Here is a 14906-nt window from a genome sequence, read left to right on the forward strand (position 1 = left end):
TCAGGGGCGCAGTTCGGACGGGGTGGCGCCGTAGACCCGCCGGAAGGCCCGGTGAAAGGTGCTGACGTCGTTGAAGCCGCAGGCAAAGGCGATCGCGGCGACAGACTGATCGCGGGCGGCCGGATTGGCGAGCGCGATGCGGCTCGCCTGCAGCCGCCGGAGCATCAGCGCCTCGGCAAAGCTCGTGCCGCTCGGGGCGAACGCCGCATGCAGCGTGCGCGGCGAGATATGGAGGCACGCGGCGACCGTTGCGGCATCGAGCGTCGGATCCGAGAAGCTTCGCTCGATCGCTGCAAGCGCCTGCTGCCGGCGGGCCTCGGCCACCGCGCCGCGCTGCCGCTCGTCCGGCGCGGCGCTACCCAGAGCGATGGTCAACAGGTGGCCGAGATTGGCCGTGACTGCCCCGTTGTGCGCGACCTCCGGGTGCGCGGACTGCGCATTCAGCACTCTCAGGTAACTGCCGAGCAGCGCGGGCACGCCTTGGTCGCCGCGCAGGTGAACCGGGCGGGCGAGCCTGGCGGCGGCACCGGGCATCATCGGCTCGATCGTCGCCTTGGGCAGCATCCAGAAGCGGTGGTCGTAGCTCGCGGTCGCCGGGGTGACGAAGGGCGTGTCGGCATCGCCGACGATCAGGTCGCCCGATGCGGCGACGAAGCCTTCATGCCCCTCCGGCGCGAACAGCACCGGAGCCGGGCCGACCTGCTCGAAGATGAAGAAGCAATCGGCCGCACCGGCTGCGATGTCGGCACGTGTCCGGCCGATGTGGTGGGGCGTGCCGCGGCAATGGACGGCGATCGCCTCCGCCACCTCGCGCGCCTCGAATCGGGCCCAGAAGCGCGCAGGATCGGCGGCCAGTTCCGGTGTCATCCGATAGAGGGCGCCGAGCATGCCTTCGCGATAGAAGGTGAATCGTTCGTGCGGTGGCAGGGCGTTCGTGTCGAACGCCCGAGTCATTCAGCGGACCCCCACCCGGATGGTCCGCGCCCCCGGCTTGCACGAAATGCCACACTGGACTGCCCTGTGCGCCACGACCCGGCCTCCCGCCGAAGGTAGAAAGCCTTTGTACAGCGTGGCCTGCACCGCGTCCATGCGGCGGCCTCACAGGTGCGGGAGGGATGCCGATGCGAGCCTTCTACCTTGCCTTCGCTCTCGCCGCGGCTGCAGGCGCGGTGGCAGCGTCCCCCGCCGCGGCCTCGCAGACCACCCGGCGACCTGGTCCCTGCAACGTCAATTCCACCGACACCGTCGTCGACAGCGAGGTCGTCGATCTTGGCCGCGCCTATCAGCCGAGCCGTCGGACCGGGGCGAAGCTCCAGGTCGGCGGAAACATCACCGACGTCGTCTGGGTGATGAACCACAGCAATTGCCCGGTGACCATCTCGAAGCAGGGTTACGGGGTCGGCGGGGCCACCGGAGAGTTCATCGAGGTGCCGCCGCGCGGCTCCTACGAGGGGCATTTCTGGGTACCCTGGCGGGATACGCCGGTCGGCCAATCGATGTGGATCAGCATCGCCGGGCGGCCCTATTTCTACGTCTGGCAGATGGCGGGGCGGCTGGCCTTCCAGTCCGACGCCGCCTACCAGCGCGCCGCGGCGGTTTGGGATGGCTACCGGGCAAATTACGGCCGTTCTCCGTCGGTGCCGGGCCTCTCGATCGAAGGCGGTCGGCGGATCCTTCATGTCGACGTCACCGACGACGGCAAGCCCTTCTTCAAGTTCGAAGGGATGCCGGAGGAATGAACGCTGCGACGAAGTCTGCGGCGCGTGCGGCGCTGATCGCCGCGGCCGGCGGCCCGCGCGCCCTGCAGGTCGCGATGGACGACGAGGGCAGACCGTTCTTCCGGTTCGAGGGCATTCCCGAGAACTGAAGTGGCGGCGCGGAGACGCAGGCGCCCGGAGATACGCCGATGCGGACGGCGAACGAGTTGGGGACGAGCAATGCCGCGCTCACCCGCGGCGCAGGAAGGAAGATCAACATGCCAAGACTGAGCCTGATCGGAGCAGCCGCGCTGCTCGCCATCCCGTTCGCCCTGGCCGCGCAGCCGCCGCAGCCGGGTACGCCGGCGGCCAAGGTCGCGGGAAAGAAGGGGGCCGTGCAGACCGTCTCCGGCGACGGCAAGCCACCCAAGCTCGAATCCTCGGTCGCCGTGACCGGCGGTGCGGCCGGCCAGGCAGGCGGCGTCGCCGTCCAGCAGAGCAGCCGCATGGGCGTGGGCGGCGCCGCCAGCGAGGCGGGCGAATGCTGCAAGCCCAAGGAGCTGGAGCTGCGTGCGGCCAGCGCGGCAGCCGGGCCTGGAGGCGGGCCGGTCGCGAGCCTCGGCAACGCCGCGGCCGACGACTGGCCGAAGAAGGAACCCAAGGATCCGAAGTCGCTCGCCGGCATGGCCGACGGTAGCGTCCGCGTCGCGACGGGCCTCGCCGCCGGCGACGAGTGCTGCAAGGAGAAGCCGAAGGATCCGAAGTCGCTGATCGGCAGCATTGCCGACGGCAGCTCGCTGCAGGCGGAGCCGAACGTCGCTCCGGCCAATGTGCCGCAGCCGCACTGAGCGCAGAAGGGGCGGGAGCCTCGGAGGTCTCCCGCCCCCCTTTCGGGAACCTCGCGGTGGGGGGCGTCGGAACAAAGCCGCCGCGTTCGTCATTCGCCTCCCAAACAGGAGGCAGAAATGGCGCACCCCGAGCAGCCGAAAGGCCGCATTCCCTGGATCATCGGCCTGGTCCTGCTGGCCATCGTGATCGTGATCGCGATCTGGTCGTTCACGGGGGCCGGCCCCGTGCCTTGAGCCGCCGCGCTGCGGCGGTGCCGTTGACGCTCCCCCGCGCGCGCCCTATCGCGCTCGCATTCCCTTGAGAGCGACGAGTGCGATGACCGAGCAGCGACCCTATGACGACCGCGACGGCTGGATCTGGCTGGACGGCGAGCTCATCCCGTGGCGCGAGGCGAACGTCCATGTGCTCACCCATGCGCTCCATTACGCCTCATCGGTCTTCGAGGGGCAGCGCGCTTATGGCGGCGAAGTGTTCAAGCTCAGCGAGCACAGTGCCCGCCTGAAGCGCAGCGCCGAGCTGCTCGGCTTCGAGATCCCGTACAGCGTCGAGGAGATCGACTCGGCGTGCCGCCTCGTCCTCGAGAAGAACGGGCTGGAGGACGCCTATATGCGCCCGCTCGCCTGGCGCGGCTCCGAGCAGATGGGCGTCTCGGCCCAGAATGCGAAGATCCACCTCGCCATCTCGGCCTGGTACTGGGGCGCCTATTTCGGCGAGGACGCGATCCGCAAGGGCCTCCGCCTCGACATCTCCAAGTGGCGCCGCCCGGCTCCCTACACCGCGCCGACCGAGTCGAAGGCGGCGGGCCTCTACATGATCTGCACGCTCGCCCGGCACGAGGCGCAGGCCAAGGGCTTCGACGACGCCCTGATGTTCGACTGGCGCGGCCAGGTCGCCGAGGCGACGGGGGCCAACGCCTTCTTCATCCGTGACGGCAAGATCTACACGCCGACGCCGGACTGCTTCCTCAACGGCATCACCCGCCAGACCGTGATCGAGCTCGCCCGCAAGCGGGGCATCGAGGTGATCGAGAAGGCGATCTGGCCGGAAGAGCTGGAGAGCTTCGAGGAATTCTTCCTCACCGGCAGCGCCGCCGAGGTCACCCCGGTGTCCGAGGCGGGGCCGTGGCGCTTCACCGTCGGCGAGATGTCGATGCAGCTGCGCCGCGACTATCTCGACCTGGTCAACCGCCGCATCTCGAACCACTGAGCAGGCGCGGAGGCTCCCGAAAGGGCTTCCGCATCCCGCCGCGGCGGCTATAAGGCCGCCGTCCTGCTGGGGCGTCGCCAAGTGGTAAGGCACCGGTTTTTGGTACCGGCATTCGCAGGTTCGAATCCTGCCGCCCCAGCCAGCTCTTCGATCGATCCGCAGCCGAGCCCGCCGCCGCCGCGCGTCGATGCTCTTGCCCGCGGCGCTCAGGCCGCCATGTCGAAGCTGTCGGCGCGGGCCAGCCGCCAGGCCTGGCTGTAGAAATCCCGCTGATGGCCGTCGCCGAGGAGCTCGCCTTCCTCGAGGAAGATGTGCAGCTGGGAGAACAAGCGGATCTCGGTGAGGCTGACGCGGCGGACGAGATGGTGGGGCCCGATCCGGCTCGGGTGCTCTAGCCCCGCCGCGGCGATCATCTCGGCCAGCGCGGCCAGCGTGTTGCGGTGGAAATTGAACACGCGCTCCGCTTTGTCGGGCACGACCAGCGCGCGCTGCCGCATCGCGTCCTGGGTGGCGACGCCGACCGGACAGCGATTGGTGTGGCACGACAGCGACTGGATGCAACCGAGGGCGAACATGAAGCCGCGCCCGGCGTTGGTCCAGTCGGCGCCGAGCGCGAGCGCGGCTGCGATGTCGAAGGCGCTGACGATCTTGCCCGCAGCCCCCACCCGGATGCGGCCGCGCAGGCCGGCGCCGACCAGCGTGTTGTGAACGAACAGCAGGCTCTCGCGCATCGGCATGCCGACATGGTCGGCGAACTCCAGCGGCGAGGCGCCGGTGCCGCCTTCGGCGCCGTCCACGACGATGTAATCGGGATGAATGCCGGTCTCCCGCATCGCCTTGACCATGCCCATGAACTCCCACGGCTGGCCGATACAGAGCTTGAAGCCGACCGGCTTGCCGCGCGACAGCGTCCTCAGCCTGGCGACGAACGCCATCAGCTCGAGCGGCGTGGAGAAGGCGCGGTGGCGCGCGGGCGAGACGCAATCCTCGCCCATCGGAATGCCGCGGGTCAGCGCGATCTCGGGCGTGATCTTGCTCGCCGGGAGAATGCCGCCATGGCCCGGCTTCGCGCCTTGGCTGAGCTTGATCTCGATCATCTTCACCTGCGGCTCGCGCGCCTGTTCGGCGAAGCGGACCGGATCGAACTGGCCGTCGGCGGTGCGGCAGCCGAAATAGCCGCTGCCGATCTCCCAGATGAGATCGCCGCCGAATTCGCGATGATGGGGGCTGATGCTTCCTTCGCCGGTATCATGGGCGAAGCCGCCCATCCTCGCCCCCTTGTTGAGGGCGCGGATCGCATTGGCGCTGAGCGCGCCGAAGCTCATTGCCGAGATGTTGAAGATCGAGGCGCTGTAGGGCTGGCTGCACGCCTCGCCGCCGATCGGGATGCGAAAGCCGGTCGGATCGGCCACCGGAGCCGGCCGCGTCGAATGGGCGATGAACTCATAGCCGTTGCGGTAGACATCGACGCGTGTTCCGAAGGCGCGGTCGCTGCTCTCGTTCTTGGCGCGCGCGTAGATCAGCGAGCGCTGGCTTCGGGAGAAAGGCGTCTCCTCCTCGTCCCCCTCGATCAGATATTGCCGTATCTCGGGCCGGATCTCCTCGAAGAACCAGCGCAGATGGCCGAGGATCGGGTAGTTTCGGCGGACCGAGTGAAGCGGTTGGGCGAGATCGTAGAGGCCGACGGCCGTCAGGCCGCCGGAGATCGCGAAGAGCGGGATCGCCCAGACGGCCGGCAGATAATAGCCGGAGACGAGCGCGCTGATCAGCGAAAGCGCAAGGGCGGTGAAGCGGGTGAAGATCAAGAGAGGCTCCGTGGGGAGGGGGGCGATCGGCGGCAGGCGCGCTGGACTCGGGTCGGCGCGTCGAATTGCCTGCTAGGCCGCGGAGGGCGGCGGATCGTCGGGAGAGCCGCCGTCACCAGGTTCGGCAGGGCAGGGGCGGGACGAAGGCGTGGGATCGTTGTCGTTGGCCGTGCGCGACGGGAAGGGCGGAGGGGTGGAGACCGGACGCGCAAGGACCGCGGCTCGGCCGGGGCCCAGCCGCGCGGCGGGTAGCGCGCTGCGGCCCGCGTAGGTGCGCAGCCGCGACAGCAACGCGGCCTCGTCCGGCCGCGCCGCGGTCTCGACGAGCAGCCCGCCGAGCGCGCGGAATTCGGCCGCGCAGGCGCTGGAGATGCAGAACACCATGCCGAACCAGCCGGTGGCGCGGACGATCTCCGCCGCGGCGCGCGCCGCCCGCGGCGAGTGCACCGTGATCGCCTCGACCGCGGGGAGGGCGGCGAGCGCGCCCTCCAGATCCTCCGGCGCCGAGTCCTGGGACCGGTAGACGGCGCGATGCTCGGCCTGGTAGCCGAGCCGGCACAGGGTGCCCGCCAGATCCCCGGCCGGCTGCTCGGCCCCGAGGTGCGCGATGCGCGCGCCGGCGGGGAGCGAAGCGACGATCAGCCTCTGGAGGGTGAGCACGTTGCCGCGGGCGGAGCGCACGTCGGCATAGCCGGCGCGTCGCGCGGCTTCCGCCGTGTGGTCGCCGACGGTGAAGACGGGCAAGTCCCGCTGCGCCGGCGCGAACCCGTGGTGACGCACGCCGTGCGAGCTGGTGAACACCAGGGCATCCGAACGCTGGCCGGGAGGCGAAGGCTCGACCGCAGCGACGCGCAACAGCGGCACGGTGAGGACGCTGTGCCCCATCGCCCGCAGCCGATGCGCGGTGAGGAGGTTGTAGGGAGCGGTGCGCGTCACCCAGACGAGCATCGGCCTAAACATTGCCGCCGTCCGCAATGTGCCTTCGGCCGACGCCGGGCCCCGCGCGACTCTCCACGTGAAGGACGTGCAGATCGGCGAGCGTGCCGTGCGCGTTGGGCCACAGGATCGTCTGGCCGGAACGCATGGCGAGCAGGCCCGCGCCCTCGAGCGAGCCGACGCTTAGGCCGTAGCCGGCGTTGCTGCTCGTCGGATGGACGAGCTGCCGAAAGCGCTTCTCTCCGCCGTCGAACCTGTATTCGACGAAGCTGTTCATCGTCACGACCGACGCCAGACTGCCGGCGTCGTGCACCTCGGCAAGGCGGATCTTCTTCAGCAGCATGTGAGAAACGATGTCGTCGTCGAGCGACAAGGCTATGCCGCGCAGATAGTGCAGCTCGCCGTCGCTGATCGCGAAAGGTGCGTCGTCGTGCAGCGCGGACCAGATCCCGCTGAGACTCTCGGCAAGCGCTGCCTGGCTGATGGTCTCCATTGCCCGGCCGCCCCTCATTGCAGCGCGGCCGGAGGCTGTACCCCGTCGGGCTCGCCGCGTCGCCGGCGGGCGATGTCCGCGATCCTCCGCGCCATCGCCTTCGCGCGCGGAAATACGCGCGCCTCCGCCTCCTGGAAGGCAGTGTCCGAGGCGAAGAACTTGAATCCGCCGGGCACGCGTATTGCGACACCGACGACTCTCTTGTCGGCTTCCACTACGAAACGATCGGGTATCTGCGGCTCTTCATTCACGGCCTTGTTCCGCACGCAAGCAGTCGCGCCGAGACGCTGCGCTGTCGCCAGGCAGATGCTCAGTCAATTCTGCTTTCAGGGAGCTGCGATTTCTATCGCAGCGAAAGGAGACCTAGTCTCGGTGCGCAAACGCCCCAGGTGAGCCGCCCCCGTGACCGGGAACGGACCCAGGGCCTAGAGTCGTGCGGTGCTGCTGCCGGGGTGCAGCTCGGGATGTCCGATTTCTAGGCTGTGGCGCATGATAGCACCATTATGGACAGCGTTCTTGCGGTGTCAACCCGAGGTTTTCCGAAGGCATGAGGATCGAGGCGGGAGCAGTTGTCCTTGACATGAAGAATGCTGAGCCTAGTCTTGCAGGATGAACCGGCTTCCCGCCTTTGCTCGACACCGAGTCCATTCGGGACAATTGCTCGCGGGCCTATAGCCCCAGGCCACGCCTGTCCTGCATGCGGGTCTGGGGGATCTTCGAACATTCCGATCGCGCCACCGCCCTTGTTGCGCCGGTCGCCGCGCTCCCTTCACATGGTGGAAGACATGCCCGTTCTCGAGAAGAAGACCAAGCCGGCGAGCCGCAAGCCGCCAATCCACATCTGCGAAACCGATTATGATCGCATCGCCGACATTGCCGTGCGGATGGAGAGCAACGCACCCGAACTTTCCAGCCTGATCATGGACGAGCTGGACCGTGCCCGGCTGCACAAGGATCGCACCCTGCCCAACGACGTCGTCTCGCTGAATTCCGAGGTCGAGTTCGTCGATACCGTCACCAACGTGCGCCGCAGGGTTCGCCTGGTGCTGCCCTCCGATGCACGGCCCGGCGAAGCCTGTATCTCGGTCCTTACCCCGGTCGGCGCCGGGCTGATCGGCATGAGCGAGGGCCGCGAGATCGACTGGCCGTGCCCCGATGGCCGGCCGCGGGTGCTGCGGATCCTGTCGGTGACGCAGCCGGCGCGCGGCTGAGCCGCCGTCCGCCGGCAGCTCGGCCGCCCACGCGAAGCGCATATCCACCGCGCGGCATAGCTGCTAGGCCGGGGCATGTTTCACATTCAACGGGGCGTCGCGCCTCGCGCCGACCTGGCGATCGATCTCGGCACCGCCAACACGCTGGTGGTCGGACGTGGCGCCGGGATCATCTTCAACGAGCCCACCTTGTGCTGCTTCCGCGCAGGCGGCCAGGCGCCCGAACTGGTCGCCGCCGGCCGTCAGGCGCAGGATCTCAGCGGCCGCGTCGCGAAGCCGCTCAGGATCGTGCGCCCGCTGAAGAACGGCGTGCTGAGCGACATGACCGCGGCCAGCGCGCTGATCCGCTACGCCGTGCGGCGCCATCGCAGCGGCTGGCGGCTGGGGCGTCCCAGAGCACTGATCGGCGTCCCTGCCGATGCGACGCAGGCGGAACGCAGCGCACTGGAGGCGGCGGCGCGGGATGCCGGCCTCGCCGAGCCGCGGCTGGTCGCCGAGCCGTTCGTCTCGGCGGTCGGTGCAGGCCTCCCGGTCGATGCGCCGCGCGGCACGATGATCGTCGATTGCGGCGCAGGCACAACCGAGGTGGCGGTGATCTCGCTGGGCGGCATCTGCGTCTCGCGGTCGGTGCGCGGCGGCAGCGACGGGCTCGATCAGGCGATCGTCGACCATCTGCATCTGAAGCACCGCTTCGACATCGGGCCGGCGACGGCGGAGCGGCTGAAGCGCGAGCTCTCGTCGCTGCTGGAAACGGGCGAGGCGGATCGCATGGTGCCGGTGTGCGGCCTCGACATGGCCGAGGGGCTGCCGTCCACGATCAGCGTTCCCGCGGCGGAGCTGATGAGGATCTGGAACCGCTACATCGAGAGCATCGTCTCGGCGGTTCGCGACGCGTTGAGCCGTACCCCGCCCGGGCTGGCCGAGGACATCCACGAGGACGGGATCACGTTGACCGGCGGCGCCGCGATGACCGGCCTGCTGGCGCGCCGCATCGCCGAGGAGACCGGGCTTCCCACCCATGTCGCCGAAACGCCCCTCGATTCGGTCGCGGCCGGCCTGGCGAGGATGATCGACGGCTGAGCCGCCGGCGCGCGCCCTTGTCTCCGCGCGCAAACGATGCTCACCGGTTGGCATGCTCCCGTCGCTCACGCCCCTCGTCCTGCTTCCCGGCCTGCTGAACGACGCCTTCCTGTGGCGCCGACAGGTCGAGGATCTTGCCGGCATAGCCGCGGCCTTCGTTCCCGATCTCACCATCGACGACAGCATCGCCGCGATGGCGGCGCGGGTGCTGGCGGCGGCGCCGCCGGTCTTCTCGCTCGCCGGCCTCTCGATGGGCGGCTACGTCGCGTTCGAGATCATGCGCCAGGCGCCGGAGCGCGTCGTGCGGCTGGCGCTCTTCTCGACCGGCGCGGCGCCCGATGACGAGGCGCGGCGGCGGCAGCGCCTCCGTGGCATGGAATCGCTCCGGCTCGGCCGCTTCGTCGGAGTAACCTCGCGCATGCTGCCCCAGCTCGTCCACCCGGATCATGTCGCAGGTCCGATTGGCGCGGACGTGACCGCGATGGCGGCGCGCGTCGGCGGCGCCGCCTTCCTCCGTCAGCAGCAGGCGATCCTCGACCGTCCCGACAGCCGCCCGACGCTCGCCACGATCGCGGTGCCGACGCTCGTCGCCGTCGGCGATTCGGACCTGCTCACGCCCCCCGCGCAGGCGCTCGAGATCCACCGCGGCATCGCGGGATCTGTGCTTCGAACCATCGATCGCTGCGGTCACCTTCCGGCGCTCGAACAACCGGACGAGACCAGCCGGCTGCTGCGGGCGTGGCTCTCCGCCTAGCCCCGCTCCACCCGCTCGAGACCGAGCCACGCCGCCATCAGCGCCAGTTCCTCGTCGAGGCGCGCCGCCGCCTCCGCTGGCGCGTCGGCCTCGAAGCCGATCCGGCGAGCGACGAGCGCGGAGCGGGCGCGGTCGGCCTTGAGGTCGACGCGTCCGACGAGACGGTCGCCGAGCAGGAACGGGAGGACGTAATAACCGTGCACGCGCTTCTCGGCCGGCGTGTAGATCTCGATCCGGTAGCGGAAGCCGAACAGGCGTTCGGTGCGCGCGCGCTCCCACACCAACGGATCGAACGGCGCGAGCAGCGCCTGAACGTCGATCCGCCGGGGACGGCGGGCGTCGCGGTGCAGCCACGCAATCTGCCGCCAGCCGTTCACCGCGACGGGCTGCAGCACGCCCTCCTCGGCGAGCACGGCGATCGCCGCCGCTGTCGGCTCGGGCTTGAGACGGAAATAGTCGCGAAGATCCGCAGCCGTGGCGACGCCGAGGGCGCGCGCGGAGCGCTCGATCAACTGGCGTTGGGCCTCCGGCGCATCGGGCGTGGCAAGGCCGAGGAGCGCGTGCGGCAGCACCCGCTCGGGCAGATCGTAGACGCGTTCGAACGTGCCGCGGCGCGTGGCGGTGGTGACGTGACCCGCCCAGAACAGCCATTCGAGCGCGCGCTTGGCGTCGCTCCACTCCCACCAGCGGGGGCGGCCGGCGCCGAAATCGGAGGCGGCGAGCGGACCTTCGTCGCGGATGCGGGCGAGAACGGCCTCGGCCTCAGCACGCCGCTCCAGAGCGAAGGCGCGGAGATGACGCCAGCCGATCTCGCCGCGATCGGCCTCGGCCATCCGCCAGCGGAGCAGCGGATGGAACGCGAGCGGGAGCAGGCTCGCCTCGTGGCCCCAATATTCGAACAGGGTGCGGGCGCGCTTCGGCCCCCAGGCGGCGCGATCGAGCAACGCGCGATCATAAGCGCCGAGGCGCGAGAAAGCGGGGAGATAATGGGCGCGCGCAACGACATTGACGCTGTCGATCTGGTGCAGCGCGAGCCGCTCGACCGTGCGCGCGAGATCGCTCCGCCGAACCGCGCCGGGGCGGCTGCGGCCGAAGCCGGAGGCGGCGAGGGCGATGCGGCGGGCGCCGGCGAGAGACAGGGTGTCGCTTCGCCTTGGAACGGGCGTCGACCTCATCTTTCGGCGCAGATCTTCAGCAATCGGACGTCCATCGCCGCTCCCTCGTGACGCCGCTTCTTGCCTGCTGCGCCCGGCCCACGCAAATTGTCGCCGCGCGGCCGCGCTGGCGCTGCGGCGCGCGGCGCGCTAGCTCTGCCATGGGGAAACACCGCAGGGGCCGGGTGACGGCTTCTTCACCATTTTTGGGCACGCACGTTGCGGGGCAATGGGTGGAGCCGGGAAGGTCGGGGTACGGGGAATGCTGAAACTTTTCTCAAAAACGGTGGGCGGACGACGCAAGCGTGCCCCGCGGGACGCGATCAAATGCAGCGCCACGATCCGCCTTCAGAACGCCTTCCTGAAGGCCGAGCTGCACGACGTCTCGGCGAGCGGCTGCAAGGTCGCGCTCGAAGTGCCCCTGGAGCCCGGTCAGTTCATCCAGATCGCGCTGGAAAGCTACCACAGCCTCGGCGCCCAGATTCGCTGGTATCGTGAGGGGTTCGCCGGCATCCAGTTCATCCGCCCGCTGAGCGACGCCGCCCTCGCCAATTGGAAGCGCGCCGTGGTCAACGGCAGCAACAAGGACGTCGTGGTCGGCGCGAGCGGCGCGTCGACTCGCCGCGATTTCTGGGGCGAAGTCCGCCACCTCGAGGACGACTGAGCGCGTCCGACACCCACACAGGCGCAGGGCGGGGCATTTACGATCAGGCGCGGTAGCGTAACGCCGGCGGATGCTATTCGGCGAGGTCTGACGGCGCTAAACCCTGCGGCGCAGGACGCCCGCTCAGGCGGCGAGCGCGGACCGAGGAAGGCGATCGGAAAGCGCGGCTCCCGCCTCCGCGGCGTCGAGCCGGCGGATGATCGCCGCGACGATCACGGCCGGGATCGCCCGGCCACGGCCCACCAGGGCGAGCACCTCGTTGAGCTCGGCGTCGGTGATCGAGTTGGGACCGTCGTTTCTCATGAGTTAGAGGGGTAATTACGCCAGGATAACGCGGCAATATTGTAGTTCCCCGATATGGGTTCGATCGCGCGCATGCGCGTCTGTGGACGACTCGGGTCCACCAGCCATTGCCCCTTCGCGGCGCGCAGCCCATGTTGCGGTGATGCGGATCCTGGACGTCGATCATGCCTCTCCCAGCGAGGCACACGCGCTCACCGGCCATCTTGTCGAAGGCGAGGAGGTCCATTTCGCCTTCGTCTCCGCGACCGGTCTCATCCTGTTCACGGCGCTGCGCATCGTCATCGTCCAGCGTGAGCACCTGCTCGACGAGAGGCTCGAGACCAGCTCCTATCCCTATCGCGAGGTGCGGCATTTCTCGCTTACCGAGGGAAGCGCGCTGCGCACCTTGCGCATCTGGCTGGGGGCCGAGCCCCAGCCGCTTCAGCTCCGCGCCAAAGAGGGTGCCGATTTCGGTCCCCTGCAGCGGCTGCTCGCCAGCCGCCTCGGCTGACGTCCGCCGCCGCCGCGCTGCTGTCCGCCGGATGAACGCGCCGTCGCCGTCGGTTCAGGCGCGAAGGATTAGGCTTCCATCACGATCTGCGGGCGCTCCGCTCCAGACGGTGACAGGAGAGTTGGTATGCGAGTTCTTGTTTTCGCCGCGCTCGCGGCTGCGACGATCCTTCCGGCAGGTGCGGCCTCGGCGCAGAGCTGGGGCGGAGGCTACAATCGCGGCTACAATTACGGCCGCGGCTCGGAAGTGCGGCAGGAGCAGCGCGAGTGCCAGCGCGAGCTGCGGCGCGCCGACAGCCGCCGCGAATATCAGCGCGAGCTTCGCGAGTGCCGCCGGGAGATCCGCGAGGCCCGGCGCGAGGATTGGCGCGATGGCCGCCGCTATAATCGCGGCAGCTATTACGGCCGTTATCGCCGCTACTGATCGAGAGACTCGGCTCGGCGCCGTCTGGCGCCGGATTCTTTGAGGCGGAAGCGCTCCGCGCTTCCGCCGACCTGTACGCCTGTACTGCGTCAAAGACGACCCGGCGCCGCCGGCCCTCCATTTCTCCCGATCTGCAGCGGCGGCAAGCCTTCCTGCGACCTCCGGCGGACGGCTGGGCCGCGGGGCGCTGCATCCGTCCCGAGCTTTGCCACCTGGTCCATTCGCGAGCCACTTGCCGTGCAGGCGCTTGGGAAATGTGCTAGCAAAGATCCTGCTCCGGGGTCGGAAACGCCTCGGGTCAACGGCTTCGCCGCTGCCGCGGGGGTTCGGCGATCCGTCGTGATCGGGGGAAGTCTTGAGGAGGGTTGTCCAACTCGACCTGCCGCAGCGCCTCGCCCGGCTGCTGCCGCGCTGGCTGACCGAGCTGCTGGTCGCGATCGCGGCCACCGGCGCGTTCGTCGGTCTGCGGCTGATGGCGACGCCGTGGCTCGGCGGCAATGCGCCCTTCTCGCTGGCGACGCTCGCCATGGTCCTGTCGGCCCTGCTCGCCGGATGGCGCAGCGGCGTGCTCTCGCTCCTGATGGGGCTGGGTCTGATCTGGTACTTCGTGCTTCCGCACGAGAACAGCCTCCTCGCCTCCAACGGCAGGACGACCTTCACGATCGCAGTCGCCTTGTTCGCCCAGGCGTTCATCCTGGCCGCCATTGCCCTTTATCAGCGTGAGGTCCGCGCCGGAGAGATCGACCGGGCGCGGCGGATCAACTTCCTCGGCCACGCGCTGCGCGAGATGGACCACCGCACCAAGAACAACTTCCAGATCGTCACGAGCCTGCTCGTCCTCCAGGCCGGCCGCTCCGCCCACCTCGAGGTGCAGGTGGCGCTGAAGGAGGCCGCCGAGCGGCTGAAGGCGGTTGCCGCCGTCTACGATGCGCTCGCGCCGAGCAGCCAGGGCCTCGCCGCCGTCCGCCTGCAGGACCAGCTGCAGGAGATCGCCGATCAGATGCGCCGCGGGATCCTGCCGGAGGGAATCCGGCTCGAGACGGAGCTGGACGCGATGCTCGTGCCGCACGAGACCGCGGTCTCGATCGGCATCATCGTCAACGAGCTCGTGACCAACGCCTGCAAGCACGCTTTCCCGTCGGGCACCGGCACGATCACCATTCGGGCGCGCAAGACCGACGGCGGCGCGCGCATCGAGGTTGCCGACGACGGCAGCGGCTTCACGCCGGGCGCGAAGAAGGGCGGTCTCGGCACCCGGTTGGTGGCGGCCTTCGCCCGGCGCATGGACGCCACTGCGGACGTCCGTTCGTTGGCGGGCGCCGGCACGACCCACATCATCACCGTCCCGCTTCGTCACCGCTGATGGCCCAGTTCAGCGCCGGCATCCTGCTCTACCGCTTCCGTCCCGGCGGTCTGGAAGTGCTGCTCGCCCATCCCGGCGGCCCCTTCTGGCGAAATCGCGACGTCGGCGCCTGGATGATCCCGAAGGGCGGGGTCGAGCCCGACGAGGCGCCGCTCGCCTGTGCGCTTCGCGAGTTCGAGGAGGAGCTCGGCATCCGCCCAGCCGGCGATCCGCGCTTTTTGTGCCGGATCCGGCAGGCCGGCGGAAAGACGGTCGAGGCGTTCGCGCTGGAGGGCGATCTCGACACCCGGGCGATCGTCAGCAACCTTTTCACCATCGAATATCCCCCGAAAAGCGGCGCCTTCCGCGAGTTTCCGGAGATCGACGCCGCCGCCTGGTTCACGATCGCCGAGGCGCGGGCGCGAATCCTCGCCAGCCAGCGCCCCCTCCTCGACGCGCTCGAGGCCGATCTTGCGGGGTAGAATGGTCGGCAAGTGAC

At 69.4% G+C, this 14906-nt stretch carries 19 protein-coding genes and 1 tRNA gene; 13 read left to right on the forward strand and 7 right to left on the reverse strand.

Annotated features, from left to right (window positions below; genetic code table 11):
- Entirely contained in the window at positions 1–954 is a 954-nt protein-coding gene (locus E2493_RS12475; RefSeq protein WP_135087254.1) for a helix-turn-helix transcriptional regulator, read from the reverse strand.
- 167 nt (positions 955–1121) lie between these two features.
- Between E2493_RS12475 and E2493_RS12480 the strand changes: the two genes are divergently transcribed.
- From E2493_RS12480 to E2493_RS12495, 5 genes are all read left to right on the forward strand, one after another.
- A complete protein-coding gene (locus E2493_RS12480) occupies positions 1122–1739 on the forward strand; it encodes a hypothetical protein (protein ID WP_135087256.1) in 618 nt (205 codons plus the stop codon).
- Complete coding sequence (locus tag E2493_RS22080) at positions 1736–1867, forward strand: hypothetical protein (RefSeq protein ID WP_263854085.1); 132 nt, start codon at positions 1736–1738, stop codon at positions 1865–1867. Before E2493_RS12480 ends, E2493_RS22080 begins: the two co-directional genes overlap by 4 nt.
- A 108-nt stretch (positions 1868–1975) precedes the next feature.
- Positions 1976–2545, forward strand: a complete 570-nt coding sequence (locus E2493_RS12485; RefSeq protein ID WP_135087258.1) for a hypothetical protein — start codon at positions 1976–1978, stop codon at positions 2543–2545.
- A gap of 316 nt (positions 2546–2861) precedes the next feature.
- Positions 2862–3752 carry a branched-chain amino acid aminotransferase gene (locus E2493_RS12490; protein ID WP_135087260.1) on the forward strand — a complete coding sequence of 297 codons (891 nt, stop codon included), beginning with the start codon at positions 2862–2864 and terminating at the stop codon, positions 3750–3752.
- 67 nt (positions 3753–3819) lie between these two features.
- Positions 3820–3894: transfer RNA gene (locus E2493_RS12495), tRNA-Gln, on the forward strand.
- A 64-nt stretch (positions 3895–3958) separates the two neighbouring features.
- On the opposite strand, the gene E2493_RS12500 is transcribed toward E2493_RS12495, so the two are convergent.
- The 4 genes from E2493_RS12500 to E2493_RS12515 all read right to left on the reverse strand — a co-directional run bounded on the left by E2493_RS12500 (position 3959) and on the right by E2493_RS12515 (position 7252).
- A complete protein-coding gene (locus E2493_RS12500) occupies positions 3959–5557 on the reverse strand; it encodes an FMN-binding glutamate synthase family protein (protein WP_135087262.1) in 1599 nt (532 codons plus the stop codon).
- Between the two features lie 72 nt (positions 5558–5629).
- Positions 5630–6517 (reverse strand): uroporphyrinogen-III synthase, encoded by an 888-nt coding sequence (locus E2493_RS12505; protein ID WP_135087264.1) that lies wholly within the window; start codon positions 6515–6517, stop codon positions 5630–5632.
- Positions 6510–6986, reverse strand: a complete 477-nt coding sequence (locus E2493_RS12510) for a transcription elongation factor GreAB (RefSeq protein ID WP_135087266.1) — start codon at positions 6984–6986, stop codon at positions 6510–6512. Before E2493_RS12510 ends, E2493_RS12505 begins: the two co-directional genes overlap by 8 nt.
- A 14-nt stretch (positions 6987–7000) precedes the next feature.
- Complete coding sequence (locus E2493_RS12515) at positions 7001–7252, reverse strand: hypothetical protein (protein ID WP_135087268.1); 252 nt, start codon at positions 7250–7252, stop codon at positions 7001–7003.
- 519 nt (positions 7253–7771) lie between these two features.
- Here E2493_RS12515 and rnk point away from each other — a divergent pair.
- The 3 genes from rnk to E2493_RS12530 all read left to right on the forward strand — a co-directional run bounded on the left by rnk (position 7772) and on the right by E2493_RS12530 (position 10031).
- The gene (gene rnk, locus E2493_RS12520) at positions 7772–8197 is read left to right on the forward strand and encodes a nucleoside diphosphate kinase regulator (RefSeq protein ID WP_167737512.1); all 426 of its coding nucleotides are present in this window, start codon (positions 7772–7774) and stop codon (positions 8195–8197) included.
- 75 nt (positions 8198–8272) lie between these two features.
- Positions 8273–9277 carry a rod shape-determining protein gene (locus tag E2493_RS12525; RefSeq protein WP_135087272.1) on the forward strand — a complete coding sequence of 335 codons (1005 nt, stop codon included), beginning with the start codon at positions 8273–8275 and terminating at the stop codon, positions 9275–9277.
- A gap of 52 nt (positions 9278–9329) precedes the next feature.
- A complete protein-coding gene (locus tag E2493_RS12530) occupies positions 9330–10031 on the forward strand; it encodes an alpha/beta fold hydrolase (RefSeq protein ID WP_135087274.1) in 702 nt (233 codons plus the stop codon).
- On the opposite strand, the gene E2493_RS12535 is transcribed toward E2493_RS12530, so the two are convergent.
- The gene (locus E2493_RS12535) at positions 10028–11206 is read right to left on the reverse strand and encodes a winged helix-turn-helix domain-containing protein (RefSeq protein ID WP_167737513.1); all 1179 of its coding nucleotides are present in this window, start codon (positions 11204–11206) and stop codon (positions 10028–10030) included. The two genes, E2493_RS12530 and E2493_RS12535, sit on opposite strands and share 4 nt — an antisense overlap.
- Before the next feature lie 241 nt (positions 11207–11447).
- Between E2493_RS12535 and E2493_RS12540 the strand changes: the two genes are divergently transcribed.
- Positions 11448–11849: a PilZ domain-containing protein gene (locus tag E2493_RS12540; RefSeq protein WP_167737514.1), complete on the forward strand. Its 402-nt coding sequence runs from the start codon at positions 11448–11450 to the stop codon at positions 11847–11849.
- Between the two features lie 123 nt (positions 11850–11972).
- On the opposite strand, the gene E2493_RS12545 is transcribed toward E2493_RS12540, so the two are convergent.
- Positions 11973–12152, reverse strand: coding sequence for a hypothetical protein (locus tag E2493_RS12545; protein ID WP_135087278.1), 180 nt, complete (start codon positions 12150–12152; stop codon positions 11973–11975).
- Positions 12153–12294: 142 nt separating this feature from the next.
- Here E2493_RS12545 and E2493_RS12550 point away from each other — a divergent pair, with 142 nt between their 5' ends.
- The 4 genes from E2493_RS12550 to E2493_RS12565 all read left to right on the forward strand — a co-directional run bounded on the left by E2493_RS12550 (position 12295) and on the right by E2493_RS12565 (position 14889).
- Positions 12295–12642 carry a PH domain-containing protein gene (locus E2493_RS12550; protein ID WP_135087280.1) on the forward strand — a complete coding sequence of 116 codons (348 nt, stop codon included), beginning with the start codon at positions 12295–12297 and terminating at the stop codon, positions 12640–12642.
- A gap of 126 nt (positions 12643–12768) precedes the next feature.
- Positions 12769–13065 (forward strand): hypothetical protein, encoded by a 297-nt coding sequence (locus tag E2493_RS12555; RefSeq protein WP_135087282.1) that lies wholly within the window; start codon positions 12769–12771, stop codon positions 13063–13065.
- 355 nt (positions 13066–13420) lie between these two features.
- Positions 13421–14428 carry a sensor histidine kinase gene (locus tag E2493_RS12560; protein WP_135087284.1) on the forward strand — a complete coding sequence of 336 codons (1008 nt, stop codon included), beginning with the start codon at positions 13421–13423 and terminating at the stop codon, positions 14426–14428.
- On the forward strand, positions 14428–14889 hold the full coding sequence (locus tag E2493_RS12565; RefSeq protein WP_135087286.1) for an NUDIX domain-containing protein: 462 nt from the start codon (positions 14428–14430) through the stop codon (positions 14887–14889). The genes E2493_RS12560 and E2493_RS12565 overlap by 1 nt, the downstream gene beginning before the upstream one ends.
- Positions 14890–14906 lie beyond the last annotated feature (17 nt).

Origin of the sequence: Sphingomonas parva (ex Maeng et al. 2020) (assembly GCF_004564275.1) — a bacterium.
In the GTDB taxonomy this organism is placed as follows: domain Bacteria; phylum Pseudomonadota; class Alphaproteobacteria; order Sphingomonadales; family Sphingomonadaceae; genus Allosphingosinicella; species Allosphingosinicella parva.